Raw genomic sequence first — 26,818 nt, forward strand, 5'->3', positions numbered from 1 at the left:
AGAAGGACGGACCTCCACGATTCGTGGAGGTCCGTCCCTCTTTACGTTCACAAGCAGGAACTATCCCTTCTTTAATCGAATGTAGCATCGTAAGTGTTATTTAGAAGGGGATGTAGAAAATGGATAATAAAGAAAAAATCATAACACATCACATAAAGGTAATGGAATGGGTGACATCACTTGAGTCCTTATCGGAGGTACAATGGAGAAGGCCGATTGATGAAGGGAAATGGAGTGTTGCGGAAATCATCGGACACTTCATTCCGTGGGATCAATTTGTTCTGGAAAGCCGGATTCCCTATTTTAAATTAGGAAAAGAAATGCCTCCTGGGCCTGACCCGGATGAATTGAATCATCAAGCTGCAAAGGAAAGCAGAGAGCGTTCCAAACACGAAACCATTGAAGCATTCATTCTTACGAGACAAAAGCTGCATAAAGCGATCCTTACAATGAATGATCAGGAATGGCACAGAGAGATAACCATCGGCAAAAGCACAATAACAATCCCTGACTATTTTAATAACTTAGCCAAACATGATGAACACCATATGAATCAGATAAATGAGCTTATTTGAGAGGGACGGACCTACGGAATTTTCGGAGGTCCGTCCCTCTTCATATGGTTTGAATTTTGTTAATAGAGGGAAAAGAAGAGGAGTTTCAGGAGCTGAATTTCAGGGTGCGAAAAAAATTTTTCAGTTAAGATTTTGCATGAAAATTCATGTTGGATTTTGATGAAATATGTTCCGATGAGCGAATTTTTGAAAGCGATTTCTTTATGATTGCATCAAGCTTTTAAAGATTCTGAATATTAAGTGAAAACAAACATTTATATATCAACCTTCATCCGTCCAATTACATATATATTTGGAAAAACCACTCTCTATCCATTAACTTAATTTTTCGTTTTTTCTAATTTTCATGATATACTAACGAAAATTAAGAAAATTTAATTAACCGGTTAATTATTCAAAAAATATACAAGTTTAGTAGAGGAGGACATTGGATGAAAACGAATCTTCCTGTAGCGCAAGGCATGTATGATCCTGCGCAAGAACATGAAGCATGTGGAATTGGAATGATTGCAAATATTGATGGGACGAAAAGTCACAGCATCGTTCAAAATGCAATTAACATTCTATGTAACTTAGAGCACCGTGGAGGACAATCAGCTGATACAAGCACTGGTGACGGTGCAGGTATCCTTACCCAAATCCCTCATCATTTCTTCAAAAAGCAATGTGAGAAAGAAGACATTATCCTTCCTAGAAAAGGTGAATATGGGATCGGAATGGTATTCCTTCCTGAAAATTATGAGAAGCGCATGAAGAGCAAAGAAATCTTTGAGCGCATCATTGAAGAAGAAGGTCAGAAGACACTTGGCTGGAGACCTGTTCCACTCAATGATTCCTTTGTAGGAAAAGTGGCTTCCAAGTCTAAACCGTTCATTCGTCAAGTATTTATAGGCGTATCGGATGACATACAGTCCCGGATGGATTTCGAGCGTAAGCTATATGTGATCCGTAAACGAATTGAAAAAGAAGTGGCAAATGTTGAAGGACAAGAGGATGTATATCTTTGTAGTTTGTCTTCTACAACCATCGTTTACAAAGGGATGCTCATTCCCGAGCAGCTGGATTCCTTTTATATTGACCTCAACCATCCTGAGTTCCGGTCAGCTTTAGCCCTTGTACATTCCCGCTTTAGTACAAACACTTTCCCAAGCTGGCAGCGATCTCATCCAAACCGATATACGATCCATAATGGAGAATTCAATACATTACGAGGGAATGTGAACTGGATGCGCGCACGTGAGAAGCTGTGCCATTCAAGTGCATTTAAAGAAGAAGATCTGGAAAAGATCCTTCCTGTTATTGACGAGACAGGCAGTGATTCCTCTATGTTTGATAACTGCTTTGAATTCCTTCATTTATCAGGAAGATCCCTTGCTCACACCGCCATGATGATGGTACCGGAGCCTTGGGAAAACGATGACACGATTCATCCGAAGAAAAAGGACTTCTACGAGTATCATAGCTGCTTGATGGAGCCATGGGATGGACCGGCAGCCCTTGTGTTTACGGATGGAAAACAGATTGGTGCCTGCCTTGACCGAAATGGACTTCGGCCTGCACGTTACTATGTGACTAAAAGCGGTATGATTGTTCTTGGTTCTGAAGTAGGGGCCCTGGATATTTTTGCCGATGACATTGTGTACAAAGATCGATTACAGCCAGGAAAAATGCTGCTTGTAGATCTGGAAAAAGGAAGAATCATTCCGGATGAAGAGATCAAGCTGCGTGTTGCCTCTGAGCATCCGTACAGACATTGGCTGGACAACAATAAATTTGAACTTGAGGATTTACCTGAAACGACACATGAACCAGTTCAACTGGATTCAGAAGATGTGCTCTTGCAACAGCAGGCTTTTGGCTACACAAATGAGGAATTGAACAAAATCATTAAGCCGATGGTGACGGATGGGAAAGATCCGGTTGGTTCCATGGGATATGATTCACCTCTTGCCGTATTATCGAAAAAGCCACAGCTTCTTTATAACTACTTCAAACAACTATTTGCTCAAGTAACAAACCCACCGATCGATGCGATTCGAGAACAGATCATTACATCTGTAGGAACAACGATTGGAGCAGAAGGAAACCTGGTTAATCCGGGTCCTGAAAGCTGCAGGCATATCCATTTAAAGTCACCGATTTTAACCGGTGAAGAGCTTGAAAAGATTCGTCATCAAAACGAAAAGGGCTTCAAAGCCGTTACTTTATCGATTTTATTTGATGTAACAAATGAGGAAAATCAGCTTGAAGGCACGCTGGATGCTCTGTATGAAAAAGCTGACCAGGCCGTTGAAGATGGTGCGACACTCCTTATTTTATCTGACCGTGGAGTTGTGAAGGACAAAGCTGCCATTCCAGCACTCCTAGCCGTTTCAGGACTGCATCATCACTTAATTCGCCAAGGAACGCGTACGACTGTCAGCATCCTTTTGGAATCAGGGGAACCAAGAGAGGTTCACCATTTCGCAACCCTGCTCGGATATGGTGCGGAAGCAATCAATCCTTATTTAGCCTATGAAACGCTGCGTGATCTCATCGATAAGGGCGAGCTGCAGGACACTACTTACGAACAAGCGGTTCAAAGCTTTGTGAAATCAGGGACAGACGGTGTCATCAAAGTTTTATCTAAAATGGGAATTTCGACGATCCAGAGTTACCGTGGAGCACAAATATTTGAAGCGGTAGGGATCCATAAAGATGTGATTGATAAATATTTCACCCGTACAGCGTCAAGACTCGGCGGAATCGGGATGGATATCATCGAAAAAGAAGTGCTGTTAAGGCATCGAAAAGCGTTCAATGACCGAAAAGATAATCAACGCACATTGGATTCGGGAGATGAATTCCAGTACAGAAAAAATGGAGAAGATCATGCGTACAATCCAAGTACGATTCACACCCTTCAACATGCATGTCGTACGAATAATTACGAGTTATTCAAAAAATATTCCAACATGCTCACAGACGAGAAGCAGAATCTGCAGTCTCTGCGTGGACTACTTTCGTTTAAAGAAACGAAGCCTATCCCGATTGAAGAGGTTGAATCAGTGGAAGAAATCTGTCGCCGATTCAAGACTGGTGCCATGTCATTCGGATCCATCAGTCAGGAAGCCCATGAAGCATTAGCGATAGCCATGAATAAAATTGGAGGTCGGAGCAACTCAGGTGAAGGTGGGGAACATCCGAGCCGCTTCACACCGGATGAAAATGGGGATTCAAGGCGCAGCTCGATCAAACAAGTAGCGTCAGGACGCTTCGGTGTAACAAGCCATTACCTGGTTAATGCGGACGAAATTCAAATCAAAGTTGCACAAGGAGCCAAACCTGGAGAAGGAGGACATCTCCCTGGAAAGAAAGTATATCCTTGGGTTGCTGAAGTGCGGGGATCTACTCCTGGCGTGGAGTTGATTTCACCACCGCCTCATCATGATATTTATTCGATTGAAGACCTTGCCGAGCTGATTTATAACCTGAAGAATGCAAACCCGCAAGCACGCATCAGCGTAAAGCTGGTATCTGCTGTAGGTGTTGGCACGATCGCTGCAGGTGTGGCAAAAGGCCGGGCGGATGTTGTCTTAATCAGTGGATATGACGGGGGAACGGGTGCTGCACCGAGAACCAGTCTGAAACATACAGGATTGCCATGGGAGATCGGTCTTGCCGAAGCTCATCAGACCCTGTTACTGAATCGTCTTCGCGACCGGATTGTCGTCGAGACTGATGGGAAAATGATGACGGGCCGGGATGTTGTTGTTGCATCGCTTCTAGGAGCGGAAGAGTATGGATTCTCCACTGCACCGCTTGTTGTTCTTGGCTGTGTCATGATGCGTGTTTGTCATTTGAATACATGTCCGGTCGGTATTGCGACACAAGACCCTGAGTTACGAAAAAAATACACAGGTGATCCTGAACATGTAGCGAACTTCATGCGATTTGTTGCCCAGGAAACAAGAGAGCTTATGGCTCAACTTGGTTTCCGAACGATCAATGAAATGATTGGCAGAACCGATATCCTGGAAGCAAACGAAGCGATTGATCATTGGAAAGGGAAAGGAATCGACCTCTCTGCTCTTCTGTATCAACCAGATGTACCTGAAAAGGTGGGCCGCTATGCGACAAGAAAGCAGGATCACGAGCTTGAGAAAACACTCGATTATCAAGAGCTGATTCCCCGCTGCCGCCAAGCGATTGAAACGGGAGAACCGGTTGAATGGACGACAGCGATTCGAAACATTCACCGCGTAACCGGCACGATGCTTGGAAGCGAAATTACAAAACGTTATGGGGCAGAAGGCTTACCGGAAGATACAATCCGTTTGACGTTTAAAGGATCTGCAGGGCAAAGCTTTGGAGCCTTTATTCCAAAAGGTCTGACCCTTCGACTTGTCGGGGATTCAAATGACTTCGTAGGAAAAGGTTTATCAGGCGGGAAAATCATCGTTCATCCTGATCCGACCGCTACGTTCATCCCAGAACGAAACACGATCATCGGTAACGTTTCCTTCTACGGGGCGTCTGGTGGAGAAGCATATATTTATGGAGTGGCCGGCGAGCGATTCTGTGTCCGTAACAGTGGAGCGCAGGTAGTCGTTGAAAGCGTCGGGGATCACGGATGTGAATATATGACAGGTGGAAAAGTGGTTGTACTCGGACTTACAGGACGGAATTTTGCCGCAGGTATGTCAGGCGGAGTCGCCTATGTACTGGATGAAGATGAAAACTTCAGATCGAGATGTAACCAGGAGCTTGTCCTCGTTCAGCCATTATTTGATCCGGACGAAATGAAAGATGTATACGACATGATCGAGAAATACGTTCATTATACAAACAGCAACAACGGTAAGAAGATTTTAGCGAACTGGGATTCCTACGTGTCCAAATTTGTGCGCGTGATTCCGAAATCATACCTCAAGATGAGAGAGCGGATCAGTGAGCTTGAAAATAGTGGATTAGAGAAATTCGATGCCGAAATGACAGCATTTGAAGAAGGCACAAAAGAAGAGAAAAAAGTGTTAGAACCAGCGAAATAAAGAGGGAGGGGGATATTATGGGAAAGCCAACTGGATTCATGGAATATAAAAGACAAACATTAGATGAAAGAAATCCAGCTGAACGAACGAAGGATTGGAACGACTACACCTCTCCTCTTTCGGAAGAAGAAGTCAAGAAACAGGGGGCGCGCTGTATGGATTGCGGCGTTCCTACCTGTCAGTCTGGAATGGAAATCAACGGAGCGACAACTGGTTGCCCCGTTTATCACTTAATACCGGAATGGAACGACCTTGTGTACCAGGGACAATGGAAAGAAGCCCTAAAGCGTGAACATCAGATGAACAACTTCCCGGAATTCACCGGTTTTGCTTGTCCGGCACCATGTGAAGGAGCATGCGTACTCGGGATCAATGAGCCGCCTGTGGCGATCAGAACAGTGGAACGTTCGATTATTGAAAAAGGGTTTGAAGAAGGCTGGGTCATTCCTGAACCACCTGAACACCGCACAGGTAAACGAGTGGCGGTCGTGGGTTCAGGTCCTGCAGGATTAGCCTCTGCTGCTCAATTGAATAAAGCAGGCCACCTTGTGACTGTTTTTGAAAAAAATGATCGTGTAGGCGGACTATTAACATATGGCATTCCGGAAATGAAATTGCCTTATTCAGTTGTTAAGCGTCGCGTTGATATTTTAGAGGAAGAGGGCATTGAATTCGTTACGAATACGGAGGTCGGGAAAGACTACACAGTGGAAAATCTGCGTGAAAACTTTGACGCAGTCATACTTTGCGGAGGTGCAGCCGTCCATCGTAACATCCAAGTTGAAGGACGTGATTTAAAAGGCGTTCATTACGCAATGGAATTCCTTCATTCGAATACAAAAAGCCTGTTGGATTCCAACCTGGAAGACGGAAATTATATTTCTGCTGAAGGGAAAGACGTCATCGTCATCGGTGGTGGGGATACAGGCACAGACTGTTTAGCCACTTCTGTAAGACATAACTGTAAAAGCCTCACTCAGTTTGATATCTACGATAAAAAGGGTGCCATGCGGGATGAAGTCGGCAACCCATGGCCGCAATACCCGGTCATTCACCGGGTGGAGTACGGTCAAAAAGAAGCAGCTGAAGTACTTGGAGAAGATCCACGTGCATACGCTGTCATGACCAAGAAGTTTGTCGGTGACGAACATGGTCATATCAAAGAAGTTCATACGATCAATGTAAAGCTTCGTTATGATGAAGATGGAAACAAAATCCGAGATGAAATTCCTGGAACTGAAAAAGTATGGCCGGCAGATCTTGTCCTTCTGGCAATCGGATTCAGTGGTCCGGAACAAGACCTGATCAAGGAACTTGAAGTCGAAACAAACAGCAATTCCACCGTTAAAGCAGAGTACGGCAAATACCTGACCAACGTCGATGGAGTCTTCGCTGCAGGAGACATGCGCCGAGGCCAAAGCCTCATCGTCTGGGCCATCAACGAAGGCCGTGAAGCAGCACGCGAATGCGACCGCTACCTCATGGGTGGAACTGAATTACCTTAATAGAGGGACGGACCTCCGTTGGGCTTGATGCCTGACGGGGTTTTTTTTGCGTGTTTAAAGAGGGACGGGCCTCCCTCACGTCCCATCCACCACCTCCAATCCTCATAACCACACCATTTCTTCTATCTAACTTCAAGGTCCGTCCCTTAAGATCCTGTAAGTAGAGAATTACGGGAGCAGTTGGTTGTTTCTTTTGCTGGGATGTGGGTTGTACGATCGTTGAAAAGTGAGGGAAGTGGCCATATTAAGGGAAATATGGTGAAACTTCATTCGTATAGGCTCTAAATACGTATTTTAAATCTAAAAAAAGGGTCTGATAGGTTCTTTAGAAGGTCTAGGTAAGGGCTTTATCTAGTGTGCTTGGAGATAATTGCGTCGCTTTGGTAAAGAATTGCGTCATTTTTTAGTTTATTGCGTCTTTATCATAGGTAATTGCGTCATTTTCATTAGTAATTGCGTCATTTTCTATTTTATGGAAAAATGATAGCGGACCACATCAAAAAAATTCCCTTCCAAGGTCCGTCCCTCAATATTCATAAAAAGTCCTAAGTATAAAGGCTCTATTGACTATAGAACAAGTTAGTGAAAATAAGTATGAAAGGGTAGCATATTCACTTCTAAACAATCTAGAATAGGAATATTGTCTACTGTAAGAGTTTTGTCCAAAGACAGGATGGGAGGGACGCACTTATATTTTATTAAAATTGAAGACTGATAGGGGGAAAACAAAATGATGAAATATCTTCAGCGTATTGGTCGTTCGTTAATGCTTCCGGTTGCCGTTTTGCCGGCTGCAGCGATTTTGATGGGGATTGGGTATTGGATCGATCCAACCGGCTGGGGGGCGGATAGTCCGATTGCCGCTTTTTTAATTAAGGCTGGCGCTTCGATCATAGATAATATGTCGATTCTATTTGCAGTCGGTGTAGCATTGGGTATGGCCAAAACAAAGGATGGATCTGCAGCACTGAGCGGGTTGGTCGCTTATCTCGTGATTACGACACTCCTTTCAACGGACTCAGTTGCACTGCTTCAAGGTGTGGATGCCGCAGCAGTCAATCCTGCATTTGAGAAAATCGGTAATCAGTTTGTCGGGATTCTGTCAGGGATCGTTGCGGCAGCTATGTACAATCGCTTCAGTCACGTGAAGCTTCCGGATGCCCTTGCCTTTTTTAGCGGAAAACGATTGGTTCCGATCATGTCGGCGATTGCCATGCTGGTTGTATCAGGCGTGATGCTGTTTGTTTGGCCGGTCATCTACACTGCCCTGGTTTCATTCGGGAAGGAAATCAGTGGGCTCGGCTTCACGGGTGCTGGTCTATATGGATTCTTTAATCGATTATTAATTCCTACTGGATTGCATCATGCCTTGAATTCCGTGTTTTGGTTCGACGTTGCCGGTATTAATGATATCGGGAACTTCTGGTCAGGTAACGGTGAAAAAGGTGTGACGGGTATGTATCAGGCTGGGTTCTTCCCGGTTATGATGTTTGGTCTTCCTGCAGCGGGACTTGCCATCTATCATGCTGCAAAACCAAATAAGAAGAAGCTGGTGGCGTCACTTATGCTGGCAGCTGGTTTTGCTTCCTTTTTCACAGGGGTGACTGAGCCTCTTGAGTTTGCCTTTATGTTCGTGGCACCTGCCCTTTATGTAGCACATGCTGTGTTGACAGGGTTATCCTTGGCGATTGCCTCCTTCTTTCAATGGACGGCCGGGTTCGGGTTCAGCGCAGGGTTCGTCGATTTTGTCCTGAGCTCAAGACTTCCGTTAGCGAATCTTCCGTACATGCTGCTCATACAAGGTGTCGTATTTGCCCTTCTCTACTATTTCTTGTTCCGCTTCATGATCGCGAAATTCAATCTTATGACTCCAGGGCGTGAAGAGGATAATGAAGAAGTAGTAGTGGAGAATGCAACAGTGCATACTCAAAGCGAAAAGTTTGCCGTGATGGCAGAGGAAATCTATACAGGACTCGGCGGAGATGAAAATGTAACATCCGTAGATAACTGTATAACAAGATTGAGAGTGGAAGTAAAGGACATGGATGCCGTGGATCAGGGGCGGATCAAAGCGACAGGGGTTCCGGGCCTCCATGTGGTTGGGGAAAATAGCATTCAAGTGATTGTCGGGACGTCGGTGCAATTTGTGGCTGATGAGATTGAGAAGATTCGAGGGTAGGAGTGTCGGCCGATTGTGTGATGGGTTTAATGGAGGGGAGTTTATCGTTTTTTTGCAGAATGGCAGATATATGGTAAATATGGCAGATAAAATAAAAAAAGGCAGATATACTTCCTAAATGGCAGATGAATCCCCAACATGGCAGATAAGCGAAACCGAGAGCCTTCCACCCCAACTCCCGCACAAGGAGTTGGGGTCTCTTTTTCTCCCAAACTGCAAAAATCTCAAGAATAGTCTATACTTTATCCTATAGAATTCTTTCCCAGGAAGGTTTTTACCATGAAGAAACTTAAAGAATCGGATCTCTATCAACCGATCCAAAAACATTTTCATAAACAGGGATACCAGGTGAACGGCGAAGTGAACGATTGTGATGTGACTGCTTTTAAAGAAGAAGAACTTGTGATTGTGGAATTGAAGCTTTCATTGAATGTCGAGCTTCTTATTCAAGCGACAAAGCGGCAGAGACTCACAGACCTGGTGTACATTGCGATCCCGAAACCAAAGCGTCCCCGGTCAAAGCGGTGGAATGATGTCTGCCACTTGGTTCGCAGATTGGAGCTCGGTCTGATCACCGTTTCATTTACGACGAAAACGCCAAAACTTGATTTTGTCATTCATCCAGAAGCCTTTGACCGGAAAAAGAGTATGAAGAACAGTAAGCGGAAACGGGCGGCGCTTGTAAAAGAAATCGAAGGGCGCAGTGCAGATTACAATGTAGGCGGCAGCAATAAGACGAAAATCATGACGGCTTACAAGGAAAACTGCATTCAGATCGCCTGTTACTTGGAAAAACACGGGCCCATGTCACCGAGGAACTTAGCCAAGCTGGGCACGGGTACGAAAACCCCATCCATTCTTCAGAAGAATTATTACCGCTGGTTTGAGCGGGTGAAAAGGGGAGTTTACCAGATAACGGAGCAAGGAAAAAAAGAGCTTGAAAAGTATCCCGAACTCGTAAGCTATTACTCAAAGAAATTAGAAGAACAATAGAAAGAGCCTGCTTTCCGTAACCGGAGAGCGGGCTCTTCTTTGCATCTCACTACTAGTACCCGCATTCTTCACATATACATTACATCAGAGAAGATATCGGGAGGATAAATGTATGAAAAAGAAGATTGAGAGTACGATTCATAAAATGGTGAGTGATCTTCAGCATAAACAAAATGCAGACGGAAGCTGGTCCTTCTGCTTTGAAAATAGCTTGATGACCGATGCGTATATGATCATTCTCCTGCGTTCCCTTGAGATGGATGATGAAGAGCTAGTGGGACGGTTGGTGAACCGCCTTTGGAAAGTGCAAACAAGGGAAGGGACATGGAAGCTTTTTGAGGATGAGAAGGAAGGAAATCTGTCTTCAACGATTGAGGCATACTTTGCTCTCTTATTTAGTGGGTTGGTGGAGAAGGATGACAAGAGACTGGAGAAAGCCCAGCGTTTCATAGAGAAAAAGGGTGGTATTCACGGGGCGCACTCGATTACGAAATTTATGCTTGCCATTCATGGACAATATGATTGGAGGCATTTGCTTCCGATTCCCATCGGGTTTTTAATGATTCCGAAGCAATTCCCCTTGAATTTCTGGGATTTCAGCAGCTATGCACGAGCTCATTTGGCACCGCTGCTGTTGCTGAAGGATCAGGGATTCTCATTAAAATCAAACAGCATTCCACAAATGCAGCATCTGTCCCGATCACCACATGAAGTAAGATACAGTGAAAGGGAGCTGAAATTATTTTCGAAAATCAACGAGGGCTTACAGTCCTTAATAAGTATTCCATCTCATTTGCATCAACAGGCCACACAATTTGCCCAGCAGTATATGCTGCAAAGAATTGAATCCGATGGGACGTATCTTAGTTATTTCAGCACAACGTTTTATATGATTTATGCACTGCTTGCTTTGGGATACAAAAAGAGTGACCCTATAATCGTAAAGGCAATGAGTGGATTAAAAGAGATGGCCTGCGAAACGAAGAAAGGCATTCATATTCAAAATTCACCCTCAACCGTGTGGGACACAGCCTTGATCGGCTATGCCCTTCAGGAGGCGGGGGTGGATGCACGGGACCGCTCCATAGACAAAGCGGTGGAGTACCTTCTCAAGAAACAACATTTCCGCTATGGGGATTGGGCGATGGAGAGCGTTGTGAAGCCTGGGGGCTGGGGCTTTTCAAAGAGCAACAGCATTCACCCTGATGTGGATGACACGACGGCGGCACTCAGGGCCATTACCTATTGGGCTGCTGAAAAACCACTTGTGCGGCAATCGTGGGACCGGGGGCTTGAATGGACACTTGGTATGCAGAACCGTGATGGAGGCTGGCCGGCTTTTGAAAAAAACAAGACGAAAGGAATCCTTACTTCATTTCCTATGGACGGGGCAGAGGCAGCGGCAATCGATCCATCAACCCCTGATCTAACAGGAAGAGCCCTGGAATTCCTGGGCAGCCGGGCAGGGTTGACAAAGGACCATCCTCAGGTGAAAAGAGGGATACAATGGCTGAAGCTGATGCAAAAGGACGATGGGTCCTGGTACGGGCGCTGGGGTGTCTGCTATATCTATGGAACATGGGCGGCCATCACGGGTATGAAAGCAACGGGTGTGCCGTCTTCTGATAAACATATCCAAAGAGCAAAAGCTTGGCTGGAAAGCATTCAACACAAAGACGGGGGCTGGGGAGAATCCTGTTACAGTGATCAGGAGAAGACATACGTACCTCTTTCCTTTTCTACCCCTTCACAAACAGCATGGGCACTGGAATCTCTCATCTGTATCGAAGACAAACCAACCCCGGCGATCGACTTGGGCATCATGGCTCTTCTCGAATTAATAAAAGGAGCATCAGATGACTCTTCCAAAACGTATCCAACGGGAGTCGGTCTTCCAGGACACTTCTATATACACTACCATAGCTACCGGTGGATATGGCCCCTGATTACACTCAGCCGGTACAATGAGAAATACGGGTGAGGGACGGACCTCTTGAGGTCCGTCCCTCTATACGATAAAATAAAAGTAAGAATTTTCAGATAAAAGGGTGGTTGTATGGTGAAAGTGGATTCGTTTCCTTATCCCTTTAAGGGGGATGTGTATCGGTATTCGAATAATTCGGTTCCTTTGGAGGAGCAGAGGAGTGTTGAGATTACCTCTTCTTATGAAGAAGAAATCAAGCTTAAACGGAAACTGCTTACGCATCATCCCGAACGGTGCTTTCAGTCCCGGCCGCATACCTTGAAAGCTCAATGGGAAATAGCAGAGCTGGTCATTCAACATCTTACTACGTGTTATCCTCAGCAGTTTTCCCTTGAAAAAAATGATGGAAAATGGACGTTCCACAACCACATTCTAAATGAACAAAAAACCTTTAAACTTGGGGATGAATCCACTTTATCATTGGAACCACTCGATTTTATCGGTCGACATGTACAAGAGGACCTGATTTTCATGATGCAGCGGGATGGGGATTTATATTTGGATGCGGGACAGCTTTGTTTTCCTGCTAATTGGTCCCTGGCTTTTAATTCAGGAATGAGTTTTAAAGAGATCCATAAGCCGATACCCGGTTTTAAAGAAGTAGGATTGGATCAACGAATTCTGAGGTTTTTAATGCATATGGAAGCAGGTGATCCTTGGGTCAGGCGGAATTGGTCGTTAATGGCGGGGGATCGGCTGGATACTTCTCTTGAGACCTTTGATCAGTGGGGGAAGGATAGAAGGGTAGTTACTGGAGAAAATGTCGGGGCATTCGTTCATTTGCGGGTAGAAGTGCAGAAACTGTTCCGTTTGCCTGGGTCAAACGGTTTACTGTTCACGATTCATACCCACCTCCTCTCACTGGATAAGTTCACTCGAAATCCGGAGTGGACCGAGGAATTTCACCGGATCCTGCAGGAGCTTCCACCACCTATCTCAGATTACAAAGGGATTTCCCTTTTTAAAGAAGAGGTTATTGAATACTTGAATGAAAAGCGGGTGATAAAGTGAAGACCGAGACACAGCCAGCGTTCGTACCAAGTAAACGAAAGTATTTATTTTGCGGTGATCATAAAGGGATGAAACGACTGACTCCTATCATAAAAAAAGTAATGAAGGAGAATGTCTCCTTTGAAGTGGTGTATCTTGGTGAAAAGGAAGAAACCAATATCTCACGGTGGTTGCGAAATCAGAGGATGGGCAGTTTTCTATATATAGCAATGGAGTGGGGTAAGCTGGAAGGTCTCAAGCACCTGGCTGTGGAATGTGGTTTTTCTGAAGAGGAAGTGCAGTTAATTGGTCACGGTATCAGAATGATCGAAGTTTTCTGTTGCAAATGTCATCAGAAAACAAAGATTGAGGGTTTGGGTAAACTCGAGACGATCTGTTCCCATTGTCACTTAAAGTTGTCCATTTCCGATCACTACTCTCCATTACGAGGGTCATTCCTCGGTTACGCTACCTTAGAAATGGGGAGTGGTCAAAGGTGAATCTACTCAAAACCATCCCCGTAAAAGTCAGGTCCATTCATCAGGAAACCCCTCATATCAAGAGGTTTACTCTTGTTCATGAACATAACGAATCCCTTCCTTATTTTAGCGGGGGATCCCATATCACTACATATGTTGAGCTGGATGGACAAACCATTGCCAGGTCGTATTCCTTAACGAACCCACCTGGTCAAACAGCCGCCTATCAAATCGCCATCCGTCTAAAAGAAACGTCCCAGGGGGGATCTATGTATTGGCATGAACGGATGAAAGTGGGGGATACCTTACGAGTGGGATTTCCACAAAATCATTTCCCACTGAGTTTTAAAGCAAAACACCATGTATTCTATGCCGCGGGAATCGGTATCACCCCTTACATGTCCATGATGGCAGAGCTTAAGGAGGAGGGACGGACCTTCGAACTCCATTATGCAGTGAAATCGAAAGAGGCTTGCCCTTTCTACTCCTTTCTAACGGAAACCTTTCCTGAGCAGGCTCACTTTTATTTTTCAAAAGAAAAGAGGTTGACAGATACAACACTTTGGAAGCACAGAATAGGAACCCACGTTTACTTCTGTGGTCCACCTTCATTCATCGAAGAATTTACTAGAAGTGCCCTCGAAATCGGATATCCTCCGCGGAGTATTCATTGCGAGAGATTCACTCCTCCACAGACACTAACACGTCGAAGATTTGAAGTGGAGTTAACGAGTGGTCAAACCATTTCTGTGTCGGAAGAAGAGACTTTGTTAGAGGCACTGCTCGAGTTAGGGATCAAAGCTCCCTATTCCTGCCGGGCTGGGCGATGCGGAACATGTGAATTAAACGTGATAGAGGGAAAAGTCGATCATGGTGATTCTTTTTTGAGTGAGGAAGAACGGAATGGACACCGGTCGATTCTGACATGTGTATCGCGTGCCCAGTCTGGAAAGTTGCGAATTCAGTTGTGATAGGGCGTTTGGCATATAAGGTGTTTTTCTTGAAATTCGACATTGTAAAAGTAAATAATAAACAGATACAACATAATGTAGAATGACGCTTAAGAAATGGAGGGCTCACCATTACCGATCTAAATACATTATTTCGCAAAAGAATACATTATCCACCCACAGGGAAAATAACCTTTCAACAATTAGATACCATTTTAGAAGAAACAGCTAAAAGCATCCCATTTGAAAATCTATGTGTTATTGGAAATACGTTCACTGATCTTACCAAAGAAAATCTAATGAATAAAGTGCTCGTGAAGAACGAAGGTGGTCTATGTTATGAATTGAATTCATTGTTTTATTTATTTTTGGTCGAAAATCAATTTGATGCATCTCTCGTTCGGGGAGTCGTTTACGATCATGATAAAGAGCAGTACCAGACGTTAGGAAGGACCCATGTGGTGATTTTAGTCACACACAACGATTCATCATATGTGATTGATACGGGATTTGGAGGAAATCTCCCGTTGAAAACAGTGCCATTATCGGGAGAAGAGGTCGTTTCTTCAAATGGTCAGTTTAGAGTTAAAAAGGCCGACAGTCCCCATGGAGATTATATTTTTGAAATGAAATTAAAGCATAAGCATTCGGAATGGAGAACCGGATATGCTTTCGATTCGCGTGATCACATAAAGGATGTCACTCAATTGAATGACATTCAAACGATTATTGCCAAACATTCAGCTTCCCCTTTCAACAAGCATCCATTGTTGACAAAAAGGACTGATAACGGGAATGTAACATTAACCGATACGTCCTTTACACAGTGGAAGGATGGAGAGATGACGAAAGAGGAAATTGATCATGAGGAATATAAAAAACTGCTGAACATCTGGTTTGAATAATAAGCATAAAAAAAGACTCAGAAAAATATCTGAGTCCATATTTTTACTTGCCGAGTATTTCCATAACGCCTTTATATATAAGGAAAAGAGAGAATATGAGAATTGCTAATATGCCAATGACGTTTGTTACCGGGGCTATGCTTGCTAAAAACGTCCCTGCTAAAGGAGCTTTCAACAATGCAAATCCGGATAAGATACCCGCTACTAACAAAAGAATAAAACGATCCATTCTGTCATGCCTCCTCTCAGGGTAGTATATGTCGGAGGGAAGGGGAAGTTGAACCCAAGATTCGTGATGTTGCCTAATTGCAAATTGACTATTTAAACAGGCATAATGGAGACGATTTGTTGAATTCTCACGAAAAATACAGAGTCACCAGCTTTAAGTGCGATATGATCTGGTTGAACCTCAATCAATTCGCCTCGAATCGTGTCTTTCGTAGTCTCCACAATGAGCATTTTCCCCATGACGGACTGCAGTCTGCTGACGACGAATGGATCAATCAAAGTGGTATAGGAAGTATTTACATTCATGCCCTGGTTACGATCATAAGGCTGATAATAGCTATACATGAAGCACCATCCTTCAAGATGAATTTTTTAGGCTATCTCTTCATTTGTATGTAAGAAGGGTGGTTTGTATTATGGATCAAAGCAGAAAGGAATGAACCCTGATGTAACGAGGGCCCATTCCTTTAAATTCTGGCATGATGTTTAGTTCAGTCCTAATTCCTCTAAAATCGAATCCAACGTTTTTCCGTCGGCTGATTCAACTGGAGCAGGGGCATTCTTAACATGCTCATTCTGTAATAGATAGTTCTTTTGAACAAAATTCATATCGTTCGCATCCACCACTTCATCGAAATTGATGTCGGCAGCACGATTATTAGTATTCCAGGCATCCTGAATGGCAATGGCATCATGAATGTCGATGACATGATCCTGGTTGACATCTCCTCCGACAAGTTTCATATTGTTCACTCTATGATATTTTCCGTAAAGCATTCCGTTGTACTCATAACCGATTTGCTCATTATTCTTCTTAGTTAAGAAGTGGCCTGGAAGTGTTACGGTTATATCATAAGGGTCTTTGCTTAATGGGAGTTTCTCAATGGAGTACTCACCATTATCTGTGATGGATGATGGTGTAAAGACGTCTCCTGTTGAATTTTTGAATTCTACAGTTGCATCTGCTTTTGACCAATCCTTCTTGGCATTGTAGCCACTTCCACTATCAAATCCTTCAGGACTTATATATCCCCTTATTGAGTTAAAGTCAGGATTTACAGTGAATCCTGCACCAGCATGTAATAAATTCATTGTTTCATTGTTGGAATCTGTAACGGTTACCGTCGGGTCCAACCCATCCTCTTTCGTGAAGATTTCATCTTGAAGTTTTACGTGCACCTCAACGATCGCACTATGATCGAATGATTCAACAGGTTCATTGAAGGTGACTTTAATTTGATTTCCTTCAAGTGTCAGGGAAGCTTTTTCTAGAAACTCCCCGGATAGCTTGGCATCAATCACTTCTGGTTTTTTTCCGTAGTGATCTTCAAATGTCCAGGTGGCTTCCTTTGCATCTTGAACATTATCCAGTAATAGGGTTGCCTTTACGGTTTCACCTGTTGTAACGGTATCGACATCGGTTTTCAGATACGCGTTCGGAGTACCTTCTTTAATAAAGAAATAGTTTTTCATCGTACTATTATTCCCAGCCATATCATAGCCCTTCATTCTAAAGTTAAGGGCTTTCACATTCTCATTCATCGCAATTTCTTCGACAAACTTACCGTTTTCATCCATGTAAAGAGGTGACGAAGGGAAAGGTGAATTCCAATAATAAATCATAAAGTTTTTGGATTGATCTGTGTCGATTCCTGCTGCTTGCATTTTTTCAATAAGTGGATCTGTAATTTCAATCTCAAAAGGGTACGTTTCCTGACCCCGCTTATATTCAAGGAACGGTGACTCACCATCCAGGGAACTCTTGAATGTAGGACCTTCAATGTCGATATAGAAATGCTCTGATTTTGTTTTTACTTTGCCTTTAGGATCTGTCATCGCATACTTGATCTTATAGTGCCCAGGTTTTGCGATGGTCATTTCTTCTGAAACGGGATTTTTCTTATCACCGGTAAATGCGAAATAGCCACCCTGGAATGCTCTTAGTAAGTAGTTGTTATCCAGCAGGGCACCCTGCAGATCGAGTGTACCGATTAATCCTAAATCTTCACCTGTTTCCCCGTCCTGAAGGATGATATCCATGCTTTCCATCGGTGAACTCAGGTTGAATTCAACCAGTGCCCATGGATAGCGGAATGGATCATATCCGTGAGTATAGTGAGAAGGTGCAAAGGTGGGGGATAACAATTCAAGTGTATTAAAGCCTTCCTCCGATCTCTTTACGCTAAATGGCACGCGGTAGCTTTCTGTTTGATCATTACGGTTCGTAACGACCAGGTATCCCTCGTAAATCCCTTTCGCAGCTGTTTTAGGCATTGTCAGGAAGAAATTTGAAGTCTTTTTGTTGCCACCATTCACTTTAATAGACTTGTCTGAAGTCACTTCAACTCCATTTTCCTTGAGACTAAGGGTGCCTTCCTGTACATTTTCTTCAAACGTAATGTCAAAGGTTTTCTTTTGATCGCTTTTATTTGTGATTTCAAAGCTTTTTTGTACGCGGAGGTGATCTCCTTCGGCCACTACCTGATTTCCAAAGCTCAATCCCCCAGTTGGATGATCGATTGCAATCAGTTCTTCGCCATTAGGAAGCAACGTTTCATCGTTTATTTGAATCGTTGTTTGGCTATGGAGGGCTTGATACGGATCCACTCTTCCTGCACCAACCTCAAATACGCTGTAATCTCCCTTCAAAGGATCAGATGAGTTCATAAGTATCGTTTTAATATCAGCTGGCTCGAGATCCGGATTCTCTCCCAAAAGTAAAGCTGCCAGCCCCGCTGTGAATGGAGAAGCCATCGAGGTTCCTGAAAGTCTTGAGTAAGCATACTGATAGTCATCCGTGTTCTCAGGATCGATCATAAAAGAAGGGAAAGTCGATAGAACGCTGACCCCGGGAGCGACCACTTCAGGTTTCATATCCAAGCTTTTGTTGACTGGACCCCTTGAACTGAAATCGGCTAACTGGTCACCCTCTGTAAAGCTTTCTTCTAAATTCGTAAACGTGAAGCTTGATGTGCCACTTTCGATTGCTGCTTTTAATTCTTCCCCGGCAGCCTTTGTCATCGAGAAGGCCGGGACATAATGGGCTGATTCTCCGAGGTTATATCCTACATGACCTTCTGCATTGTTGTACATGATCACGGCTTTAGCTCCATGTTCTTTGGCAAATTTCACCTTGTCATTCAGAGCAAAATTTCCTCGCTGAACAAAAGCGATCTTACCATCTACATTTTTATTCGCATAGTCTGCTTCATACCCTAGGCCAACATCTACTAATTCTAGTGATTGATCTTCCAGACTATCGAATGTGTGAGCGAATCCCCTAGCCATACTCACAATACCGGTCGACCAGCCAGCTGTCGTTTGACCGGTAAAAGTGGTTTGGGAAACAGGGACATCACTCGCCCCGACAGTCAAAGCTAAAGCTGCTGTTCCAGGAGAGCCAAGGGTAAAGTCATTTGGTCCTGAATTCCCGGCTGAAACAACGGCCGTCACACCATTTAACACAGCATAGTTAAGGGCGGTACTTGTAGGGTAATAAGGGTCATTGACACTTGCTCCCAATGAGAGGTTGATGACATCCATACCATCTTGAACCGATTTCTCAATTCCTGCAAGGACGTCTTCGGTGTAACCACTTCCGTAAGGACCAAGGACACGATACACATATAAGTCAGCATCTGGAGCAACTCCCTCTACAGATACTTCACTATCATTCTCGTTTTGTCCTACAATGGTTCCGGATACATGAGTACCATGAGAGGTATAATAGGGATTTCCCGTATAACTGAACTCTGGTTCACTCGTACTCTTCCAATCTTCATACGTTGCTTCCATTGGATCCGCATCGTCGTCAACAAAATCATATCCGCCTTTGTAGGCATCCTTTAAATCAGGGTGGTTGTAGTCAACACCTGTGTCGATCACGCCGACTTTGATTCCGTCTCCTGTGATTCCTTCCTTATGTAATTCATCCACTTTTAAATAAGGAATGCTTTCAACAGATGTTGTGATTTCACGGTCTACATCATTAGGAAGATCTTGTTGAACCGGATCGACAGTATAGGTCTGGTTTTTAAATACAGCCTTGACGGCTTTGGAGTTTAGCAGGCGTTCTACTTGATTGGCCGGAAGGGTCATCGCCACACCGTTATATGCTTCTTTATAGGTTTGGGTGATTTTCGGCTCTATCTTTTTTCCTTTTACAAGACTAGTAGATAGATGTTTTGCAACATCTTCTTTGAACATCTTATGTTCTTTCTCCACTTGGGCTTTGGCGTCTTCTTTCTTTACTGTTTTTCCTTTTACTGCAGCTTCTAGTACGGCTACATGCCCAGGTTTGGATTGGAATTCGACGATAACGGAGATTTCTTCACCGGATGCCAATTCATTCGGTTGAAATCCTTGGAGACCTTCTGCGTTATTTAATTTCAGTTGATGCAATGCTTGTCTTTGCTCTTCTGTCAAAGAAGATAAAATCGTTTCTGCTTTCCAATCCGCAGCTGTAGCTGTTGGAGAGGAGTAGCCCGATACAGGGGATAAAAGTAATCCAGTGGATAATGCAATCACAGCTGATTTCTTTGCGATGGAAGATCCATTCATCATCTCTACCTCTTTTCTTTAGTTGTTAGTTCGATAATTCTAAAAATTATTACATTTAATAGTGTAAATTTAAATCTGTCATGTTTGTATGGGGGTTTGTTTAGGGACTATTTAACTACTGATTGGAGTTTAACAATCATTTATCTTCTGATTTTTTAGGAGGGGGTAGGAGGAAAGTTGCGAAATAATGGCGGTGAGTTGGGGTTGTTCAGAAAACAAAACAAATATAGTGGCTAACAATCAACGAGAAATCAGCCGAATAAAAAAATGATAAAAGAAAACCTCCTTTTATCATTAAAAGTGTCATTATTCTAATTCATAATAGCTTATTTCATTGGACATTTTATTGGATGCAAGTTTGAATCCTTTCTCTGTTTGCCCGGTTTTTACATAATATAAAAATAGTTGTCTTTCATAATGCTGATACATCAACTTGCTCCCCGTTTTGTTGAAATGGGGGAGAGCTGTATATTCAATATACTCATATAGTTCTTGTTCATTTCCTTTTATGGTAAGTAAGTATATTTCAAAGAAAACGTAGGTGGGGTCCTGATGCTGAGTAGCCCTTTTTAGTCCTTTTGTCGCTAATTGATTGAGTTCTTCGGAAGAAAGCAGATTCCCTTTCAGACAAGCTAGTATATATCCGCTGAGTGTGACTAAATAATGTGACGCTGGCGTGTCTTCATTAATAAGTTTTAATGCTTTTTCATAGGAATCTTTTGATTCAGAATATCGTTTTCTCCTAAAATATTCGAATCCCAGATTGTTATGGATTTTATGTGCCCTTTCCTTGGAATTAACGGATTCACAGACTCTGAGGAGCTTATCATACTGTTGTTTGGTTTCTTCCATATCAAAGGGTTCTTTGGCATTCAATTGAATTAAAATTAACGTTTCAGAATCGATGACCCTAAGGATATTCAATGTTTTTTGGAAAAAATGCAAGGCTCTTTGCCCATAATAATAGGCAAAGGTGTTTGAATGAATGGAATGATAGGCTAATGCCAAATGAAAATAATATTCGGAGTTCGGATATTCATCGTCAATCTGTTTCAATACATTTATGCAAGTGTTAAATTGTCTTGTTGAATGATAGTAGATCCCTTTGACATGAAGTAATAAATTTTGTTCGAAAGGGGATAGAGGATAGTTTTTGTTTTCGAACATGCCCAGGATTTCCTTGGCTTTTCCATGCTTGTTCAAAAATAAATAATATCTTGCCAGGAAAAGGTTGTATTGAATGATGAAGTCAGATAGAAACCTTAAAGGTTCCTTTTCGATTTCACCTTTAAGTTGATGGATGTCATTGGTTCGAATCATAATAATTGCATCATTCCATTCAGATAATTTAGCCTGTAACGAATGATACCGAGAACGTTCGACTTCCATATTGATTCCAAGCTTCCTTGCCAGTAAATCAGTAATTTCACTGGAATACTCTGTGATCCCTCTTTCGATTTTACTTAGATGTGTGGTAGAGCAGATCCCCTGTGCAAGCTGCTCTTGAGTCAAACCCGAATCTTCACGATGAAATTTAATTAATTTACCTTCGATCATACTACACCCCAAATGAACTATTTTATTATCCATTATAGGAAATATTTTCTCGGTATTCTATAGGTTTAGAACAAGACGGAGGTCTGAAGGCAATAACATCCAAATCGCATCTCTATACTGTTTTTCTCTTTTCTTCCTAGAGTTGATCCTGTACTTCTTTCACCAGAAGAAGGAATCCTGGATGACTTCCCGCTCTAAAACCAACCCCGTTTTCATTCCAATTAGGATCAATAGACTAGCCCTTATAAACACTCAAAGCCTAGAGAAGCTCTGAGTGTTCTTGTTTATTAGGAGAGTTAGCAATCAGGGACTTTTCACAAAATAAGCGCACGATTTTTTCTATGCTCTTTTCGCAAAGGAGCCGTATTGAAAAGCCTCGATTCTTCTTCCGTCTTTGGAATGACTTTTGGTACCGGCTTGGGCTTACCATTTTCATCAACGGCGACCATCGTCAGGAATGATTCAGTCGTCAGGGTTTTGACACTCGTTACAAGATTCGTAGAGTAGACCTTTACATATACTTCCATGGATGTTCGACCTGTAGACGTAACGTAGGCTTCCAGACTTAACGCATCACCGACCGTTGCAGACGACAAAAAGTCGACGGAGTCAATCGATGCCGTGACGACGACTGAGCTGGAGTGCTTCATTGCTGATAGTGCCGCAATTTCATCAATATAGGAAAGGACTTTCCCTCCAAAAATCGTTTGCATATGATTGGTGTCCGGTGGCAGTACCAATTTTGTTTGTATGGTTCGTGAACGTTCTACCGAATAAGCTTGTTCCATTTTCTCATCTCCCAGTTTAATTTCTGAAATAAAAAAAAGCATCTCCCTTTGAAAAGAAGATGCGGCTACTTCAAGCGGACGTCCAGAATCCTGTGATTCCTCATTTGGCTCATATAGCGCAACACCCTCCTATCTCCCGTAGGAACTCTGTGTTCTTCTCAATTGGCAGGTCTCCTGGCTCAGCGTCAACAATTTCATATTCCTTCCCATTTCGATTCGAAACAGTGGATCCATACGAAATCTCAGCTTTACAGTGGCGGGACCGCGTTGGACTTTCACCAACTTCCCTTTTAAGAAGATGACCTGATCATCTTCACCAATGAGCAATGTTTAAATTGTGAACGCTTTTATTTTATCACAGGAATGAGAAGTAAGGTCTTTATTTGGTAGGAATTATTGTATTAAAATTAGAAAATTTACCTAAATATTGAAACTTTTCTACAACCCTTCCGTAGATAATATTGTAGTTAGAAGTTTTATAAAATAGTGAATCAGTTGCTCGACTGATTTATAGAAAAGTTTGAGAGGGGTTGTCAGAATGCTAGGATCATTAAGTATTATCGGATTTTTCATGTTCTTGATTCCTGTTCTGGTTATTGCAGCTATTGCAGGAATCGCGTATTATTTCTGGATGAGGTTCCGCTATCGTACAGCGAGATCCAACCAGGCACTGATCATTACCGGACCGAAACTGGGGGATCCTGAAAAGGAAACGAATATTTTCACCGACCAGGAAGGGCGTTCCATGAAAATCATCAGGGGTGGAGGGTACAGATTAAGACGTTTCCAAACATCTACACCTGTTAATCTTACATCCTTCCAATTAAAATTATCGACACCGAGAGTTTACACAAATGGCGGAGTACCAATCGTTGCAGACGCAGTGGCCATGGTGAAGGTGGCAGACACATTAAACGGAATTGCGAACTATGCCGAGCAGTTCCTAGGTAAGGACCAAAAAGAGATTGAAGATGAAATCATTGAGGTACTGGGAAGTAATCTTCGTGCGATTCTTTCTAAAATGACGGTTGAAGATATCAACAGCAACCGTGAAAAGTTTAACGCTGACGTATCTGAAATTGCCCAGAAGCAGCTGGATCTTATGGGCTTCAAAATTACGTCACTCGGGCTAACGGACATAAGAGATGCTGACGAAGAAAATGGATACTTAAAAAATCTTGGTCGTCCACGTATCGCCGAGGTTCGCAAGCAAGCTGAAATTGCAGAAGCAAACACCGAGCGTGAAACCCGTATTCACCGTGCCCAAACCGATCAGGAAGCGAAAGAGGAAGAATACAAGCGTCAAATTACCATTGCCCAATCGAAAAAAGAGAAGGACATCAAAGACGCAGCCTTCAAAGAAGAAACAGAGCGGGCAAGAGCGAAATCCGAACAGTCCTATGAGTTGGAAAAAGCCAAACTTACAAAGGAAGTGAAAGAGGAAGAGTTAACCCTTCAATTCCTTGAACGTGAACGTGCCGTTAAACTTGAAGCAGAAGAATCAAAAGTTCGTAAAACGAAAGCCGACGCCGAATACTACGAAACCACTCGTAAAGCGGAAGCGGAAGCTCGCAAGGCTGAAATTGACGGGGAAGCGAAAGCCAAGATACGCAGAGAAGAAGGTTCTGCTGAAGCCGATGTTATCAGAGAGCGAGGTAAAGCGGAAGCCGAATCCCGTAAACTGCTGGCAGAAGCAATGGAGAAACATGGTGATGTCATCATTACCGAGAAACTAATCGAAATGCTGCCTGTTTTCGCAGAGAAAATTGCTCAGCCTCTTAACAATATTGACTCTGTTAAAATCATTGATTCCGGTAATGGCCAGGGAGTTCCTTCCTTTGGGAAAAGCATCACCAGAACGATGCTTGATATGCAGGAACCGTTACGCGAAATGACTGGCATCGATGTAGGTGAATTACTGAAGTCATATGCAAATAGATCCCATGAAAGACCTTATCAGCCAGCGATCTCTGAAACAGCTGACAAGGAAGTCGCTGTGACGAACGAAAAGGAAGAAACAGAGGTAAAGGGAAGACAGCCAAAGTAAATAATGAGAGGGAGATGTCTCGGGTATATGGGGGCATCTCTTTTTTTGAGTGGGATAAAAAGAGTGCCAGGCACGGGATGTTGATTCTGTACCTGGCACCTGTTGTTATGACCACTGTACCAGGTACAAATCGGATAAATTGTACCTGGTACAGCAGATCTATTTTAAGAGTGAGGACAATTCAAATGTTAAAAAATGCAAATATTCAACAGTCAAATTCTCCCGGATATTCAACCGGTGAATACACCTCAAAATTCAACTGTCAAAAAAAGAGCAAATTTCAACAGTCAAACACCCATTCATACCCTAAACCCCAACCTTAATATGCTTGGAGCCCTCAACATCAAATAGCCCCAAGTCCGTCAGCTTCAACTGAGGAATCACAGGTAACGTTAGAAATGATAAGGTAAGAAACGGATTGAAGTCCCGGGAGAAACCTAATTCAATAAAGGCGCTCTTCAACAGGTCGAGCCCTGATACCACTTCTTCAAATCCCTGATCGGACATCAACCCTGCTATCGGTAAAGGAAGAGAAGCGATGACATTTCCGTCTCTCACCATCACCAGGCCGCCATGCATTTCGTTAAGCGCCTCGATGGCTTGCAGGATATCACGATCATTTGTACCTGTCGCGACAATATTGTGTGAATCATGGGCAATGGTGGTAGCGATGGCTCCCTCTTTCAATCCGAATCCTTTTACAATGCCCAAGCCGATATTTCCTGTCCCGTTATGTCTTTCAACGACAGCCATTTTAAGTTGGTCCTGTTGAATGGAAGGGATAAAGAATCCATTTTCTACTTGAACCTTTTCAATCCGTTTATTGGTTCTAAGGTGATTAGGGATGATTTCGATAATATGTGCTTCCTTTGTTCCGCCTATCTCGATTTGCAGATCCTTTTCAGTGAGATTCGGAATATGCACAGTTGAAGTCAGAGGTGGTTTTGGCGCAGGTTTTACGATTGGGTCGCCGACATACTGACTATGTGCAGCTACCAGTTTCCCTTCTTTGTACACCTCTAAGATAGAGAGCGTTTTAAGATCATCCAGTAAGACAAAATCCGCATCGTATCCAGGTGCAATTGCGCCTTTCGTGTGTAACCCATAACATTCAGCAGCATTCAAAGAGGCGATGCTAATCGCCAATAGAGGGTCGAGCCCTTCCTTAATTGCTAAGCGGATATTTTGATCGATGCTGCCTTCCTCGATTAAGTCATCCAAGTGCTTATCATCTGTACAGAATAGACAGCGCCGGGCATTTCTATCGTTAACAACTCCAATAAGTGATTTCAAATCCTTGGCCACGGATCCTTCGCGAATGAGAAGGTACATCCCTCGTCGTATTCGTTCCAATGCTTCAGGGACGGTGGTGCATTCATGATCGGTTCGAATGCCGGCCGATTTATAAACATTGACCGCGTTTGTGGAAAGTCCCGCTAAATGTCCGTCCATATTATGACTATTTTCCGAGGTGACAGTGATTTTATCGACAATGGAATCATCGCCTTTTTGAAGGGAAGGATAGTCCATTACCTCTGCCAATCCAATGACACGCTCATGTGTAAAGAAAGGTTCCAGCTCTTTGGCTGTCAGCGTTGCTCCTGCATTTTCAAATGGAGTTGCCGGCACGCAGGATGGAAGCATGGTAAACACATCTAATGGGATGTTCCCTGAATCATCGAGCATGAATCCGATTCCTTCTTCTCCGGATACATTCCCGATTTCATGGGGGTCTGTAATAACGGTCGTGACCCCATGCGGGAGGACGACTTTAGCAAATTCGGATGGTGTGACCATGGAGGATTCTATATGAACATGTGCATCGATAAAGGAAGGACTTATATATCTCCCCTTGGCGTCGATTACCTGTTTCCCTTCAAATTCTCCAATTCCAGCGAACATTCCATCTGAAATCGCCACATCCTCTTCGATGATTTCAAGGTTGAAAACATCGATTATTTTTCCATTTTTAATAACAAGGTCTGCAGGGATATCTTTATTCGCAGATGCAATTCGTTTTTTAAGTCTTTCTTTATTGGTACTCATAG

At 43.2% G+C, this 26,818-nt stretch carries 17 protein-coding genes and 1 riboswitch; of the genes, 11 read left to right on the forward strand and 6 right to left on the reverse strand.

What is annotated here, in order from left to right; genetic code table 11:
- The first annotated feature begins 119 nt into the window (after positions 1-119).
- From AAEM60_RS06260 to AAEM60_RS06305, 10 genes are all read left to right on the forward strand, one after another.
- On the forward strand, positions 120-575 hold the full coding sequence (locus AAEM60_RS06260) for a DinB family protein (protein WP_299744844.1): 456 nt from the start codon (positions 120-122) through the stop codon (positions 573-575).
- Positions 576-1,006: 431 nt separating this feature from the next.
- Positions 1,007-5,605, forward strand: a complete 4,599-nt coding sequence (gene gltB / locus AAEM60_RS06265) for a glutamate synthase large subunit (protein ID WP_341357686.1) — start codon at positions 1,007-1,009, stop codon at positions 5,603-5,605.
- A gap of 17 nt (positions 5,606-5,622) precedes the next feature.
- Complete coding sequence (locus tag AAEM60_RS06270; protein ID WP_299744850.1) at positions 5,623-7,110, forward strand: glutamate synthase subunit beta; 1,488 nt, start codon at positions 5,623-5,625, stop codon at positions 7,108-7,110.
- A gap of 730 nt (positions 7,111-7,840) precedes the next feature.
- On the forward strand, positions 7,841-9,289 hold the full coding sequence (nagE, locus tag AAEM60_RS06275; RefSeq protein WP_341357687.1) for an N-acetylglucosamine-specific PTS transporter subunit IIBC: 1,449 nt from the start codon (positions 7,841-7,843) through the stop codon (positions 9,287-9,289).
- A 279-nt stretch (positions 9,290-9,568) separates the two neighbouring features.
- Positions 9,569-10,282, forward strand: a complete 714-nt coding sequence (locus AAEM60_RS06280; protein ID WP_299744856.1) for a DUF2161 family putative PD-(D/E)XK-type phosphodiesterase — start codon at positions 9,569-9,571, stop codon at positions 10,280-10,282.
- Between the two features lie 112 nt (positions 10,283-10,394).
- Positions 10,395-12,263 carry a squalene--hopene cyclase gene (gene shc / locus AAEM60_RS06285; protein ID WP_299744858.1) on the forward strand — a complete coding sequence of 623 codons (1,869 nt, stop codon included), beginning with the start codon at positions 10,395-10,397 and terminating at the stop codon, positions 12,261-12,263.
- Positions 12,264-12,338: 75 nt separating this feature from the next.
- A complete protein-coding gene (locus AAEM60_RS06290) occupies positions 12,339-13,277 on the forward strand; it encodes a DUF3445 domain-containing protein (RefSeq protein ID WP_299744861.1) in 939 nt (312 codons plus the stop codon).
- Positions 13,274-13,756 carry a dimethylamine monooxygenase subunit DmmA family protein gene (locus AAEM60_RS06295; protein WP_299744864.1) on the forward strand — a complete coding sequence of 161 codons (483 nt, stop codon included), beginning with the start codon at positions 13,274-13,276 and terminating at the stop codon, positions 13,754-13,756. The genes AAEM60_RS06290 and AAEM60_RS06295 overlap by 4 nt, the downstream gene beginning before the upstream one ends.
- Entirely contained in the window at positions 13,753-14,706 is a 954-nt protein-coding gene (locus tag AAEM60_RS06300; protein ID WP_299744867.1) for a PDR/VanB family oxidoreductase, read from the forward strand. Before AAEM60_RS06295 ends, AAEM60_RS06300 begins: the two co-directional genes overlap by 4 nt.
- A 110-nt stretch (positions 14,707-14,816) precedes the next feature.
- Positions 14,817-15,590 carry an arylamine N-acetyltransferase gene (locus AAEM60_RS06305; protein ID WP_299745142.1) on the forward strand — a complete coding sequence of 258 codons (774 nt, stop codon included), beginning with the start codon at positions 14,817-14,819 and terminating at the stop codon, positions 15,588-15,590.
- A gap of 43 nt (positions 15,591-15,633) precedes the next feature.
- On the opposite strand, the gene AAEM60_RS06310 is transcribed toward AAEM60_RS06305, so the two are convergent.
- The 5 genes from AAEM60_RS06310 to AAEM60_RS06330 form a co-directional block, all read right to left on the reverse strand.
- Positions 15,634-15,819, reverse strand: a complete 186-nt coding sequence (locus AAEM60_RS06310) for a hypothetical protein (protein ID WP_299744870.1) — start codon at positions 15,817-15,819, stop codon at positions 15,634-15,636.
- A 92-nt stretch (positions 15,820-15,911) separates the two neighbouring features.
- Positions 15,912-16,163 (reverse strand): YuzF family protein, encoded by a 252-nt coding sequence (locus AAEM60_RS06315; RefSeq protein ID WP_299744873.1) that lies wholly within the window; start codon positions 16,161-16,163, stop codon positions 15,912-15,914.
- Between the two features lie 141 nt (positions 16,164-16,304).
- Positions 16,305-20,381, reverse strand: a complete 4,077-nt coding sequence (locus tag AAEM60_RS06320) for a S8 family serine peptidase (RefSeq protein WP_341357688.1) — start codon at positions 20,379-20,381, stop codon at positions 16,305-16,307.
- Between the two features lie 303 nt (positions 20,382-20,684).
- Complete coding sequence (locus AAEM60_RS06325) at positions 20,685-21,935, reverse strand: helix-turn-helix domain-containing protein (protein WP_341357689.1); 1,251 nt, start codon at positions 21,933-21,935, stop codon at positions 20,685-20,687.
- A gap of 314 nt (positions 21,936-22,249) precedes the next feature.
- Positions 22,250-22,723 (reverse strand): acyl-CoA thioesterase, encoded by a 474-nt coding sequence (locus AAEM60_RS06330; protein ID WP_299744882.1) that lies wholly within the window; start codon positions 22,721-22,723, stop codon positions 22,250-22,252.
- Between the two features lie 146 nt (positions 22,724-22,869).
- Positions 22,870-23,059, reverse strand: a riboswitch (cobalamin riboswitch).
- A gap of 202 nt (positions 23,060-23,261) precedes the next feature.
- On the opposite strand from AAEM60_RS06330, the gene AAEM60_RS06335 reads away from it, so the two are divergent.
- Positions 23,262-24,770 carry a flotillin family protein gene (locus AAEM60_RS06335; RefSeq protein ID WP_341357690.1) on the forward strand — a complete coding sequence of 503 codons (1,509 nt, stop codon included), beginning with the start codon at positions 23,262-23,264 and terminating at the stop codon, positions 24,768-24,770.
- 306 nt (positions 24,771-25,076) lie between these two features.
- On the opposite strand, the gene ade is transcribed toward AAEM60_RS06335, so the two are convergent.
- Entirely contained in the window at positions 25,077-26,816 is a 1,740-nt protein-coding gene (gene ade / locus AAEM60_RS06340; protein WP_341357691.1) for an adenine deaminase, read from the reverse strand.
- Positions 26,817-26,818: the final 2 nt, after the last annotated feature.

Source organism: Rossellomorea sp. y25, from assembly GCF_038049935.1.
Classification (GTDB): domain Bacteria; phylum Bacillota; class Bacilli; order Bacillales; family Bacillaceae_B; genus Rossellomorea.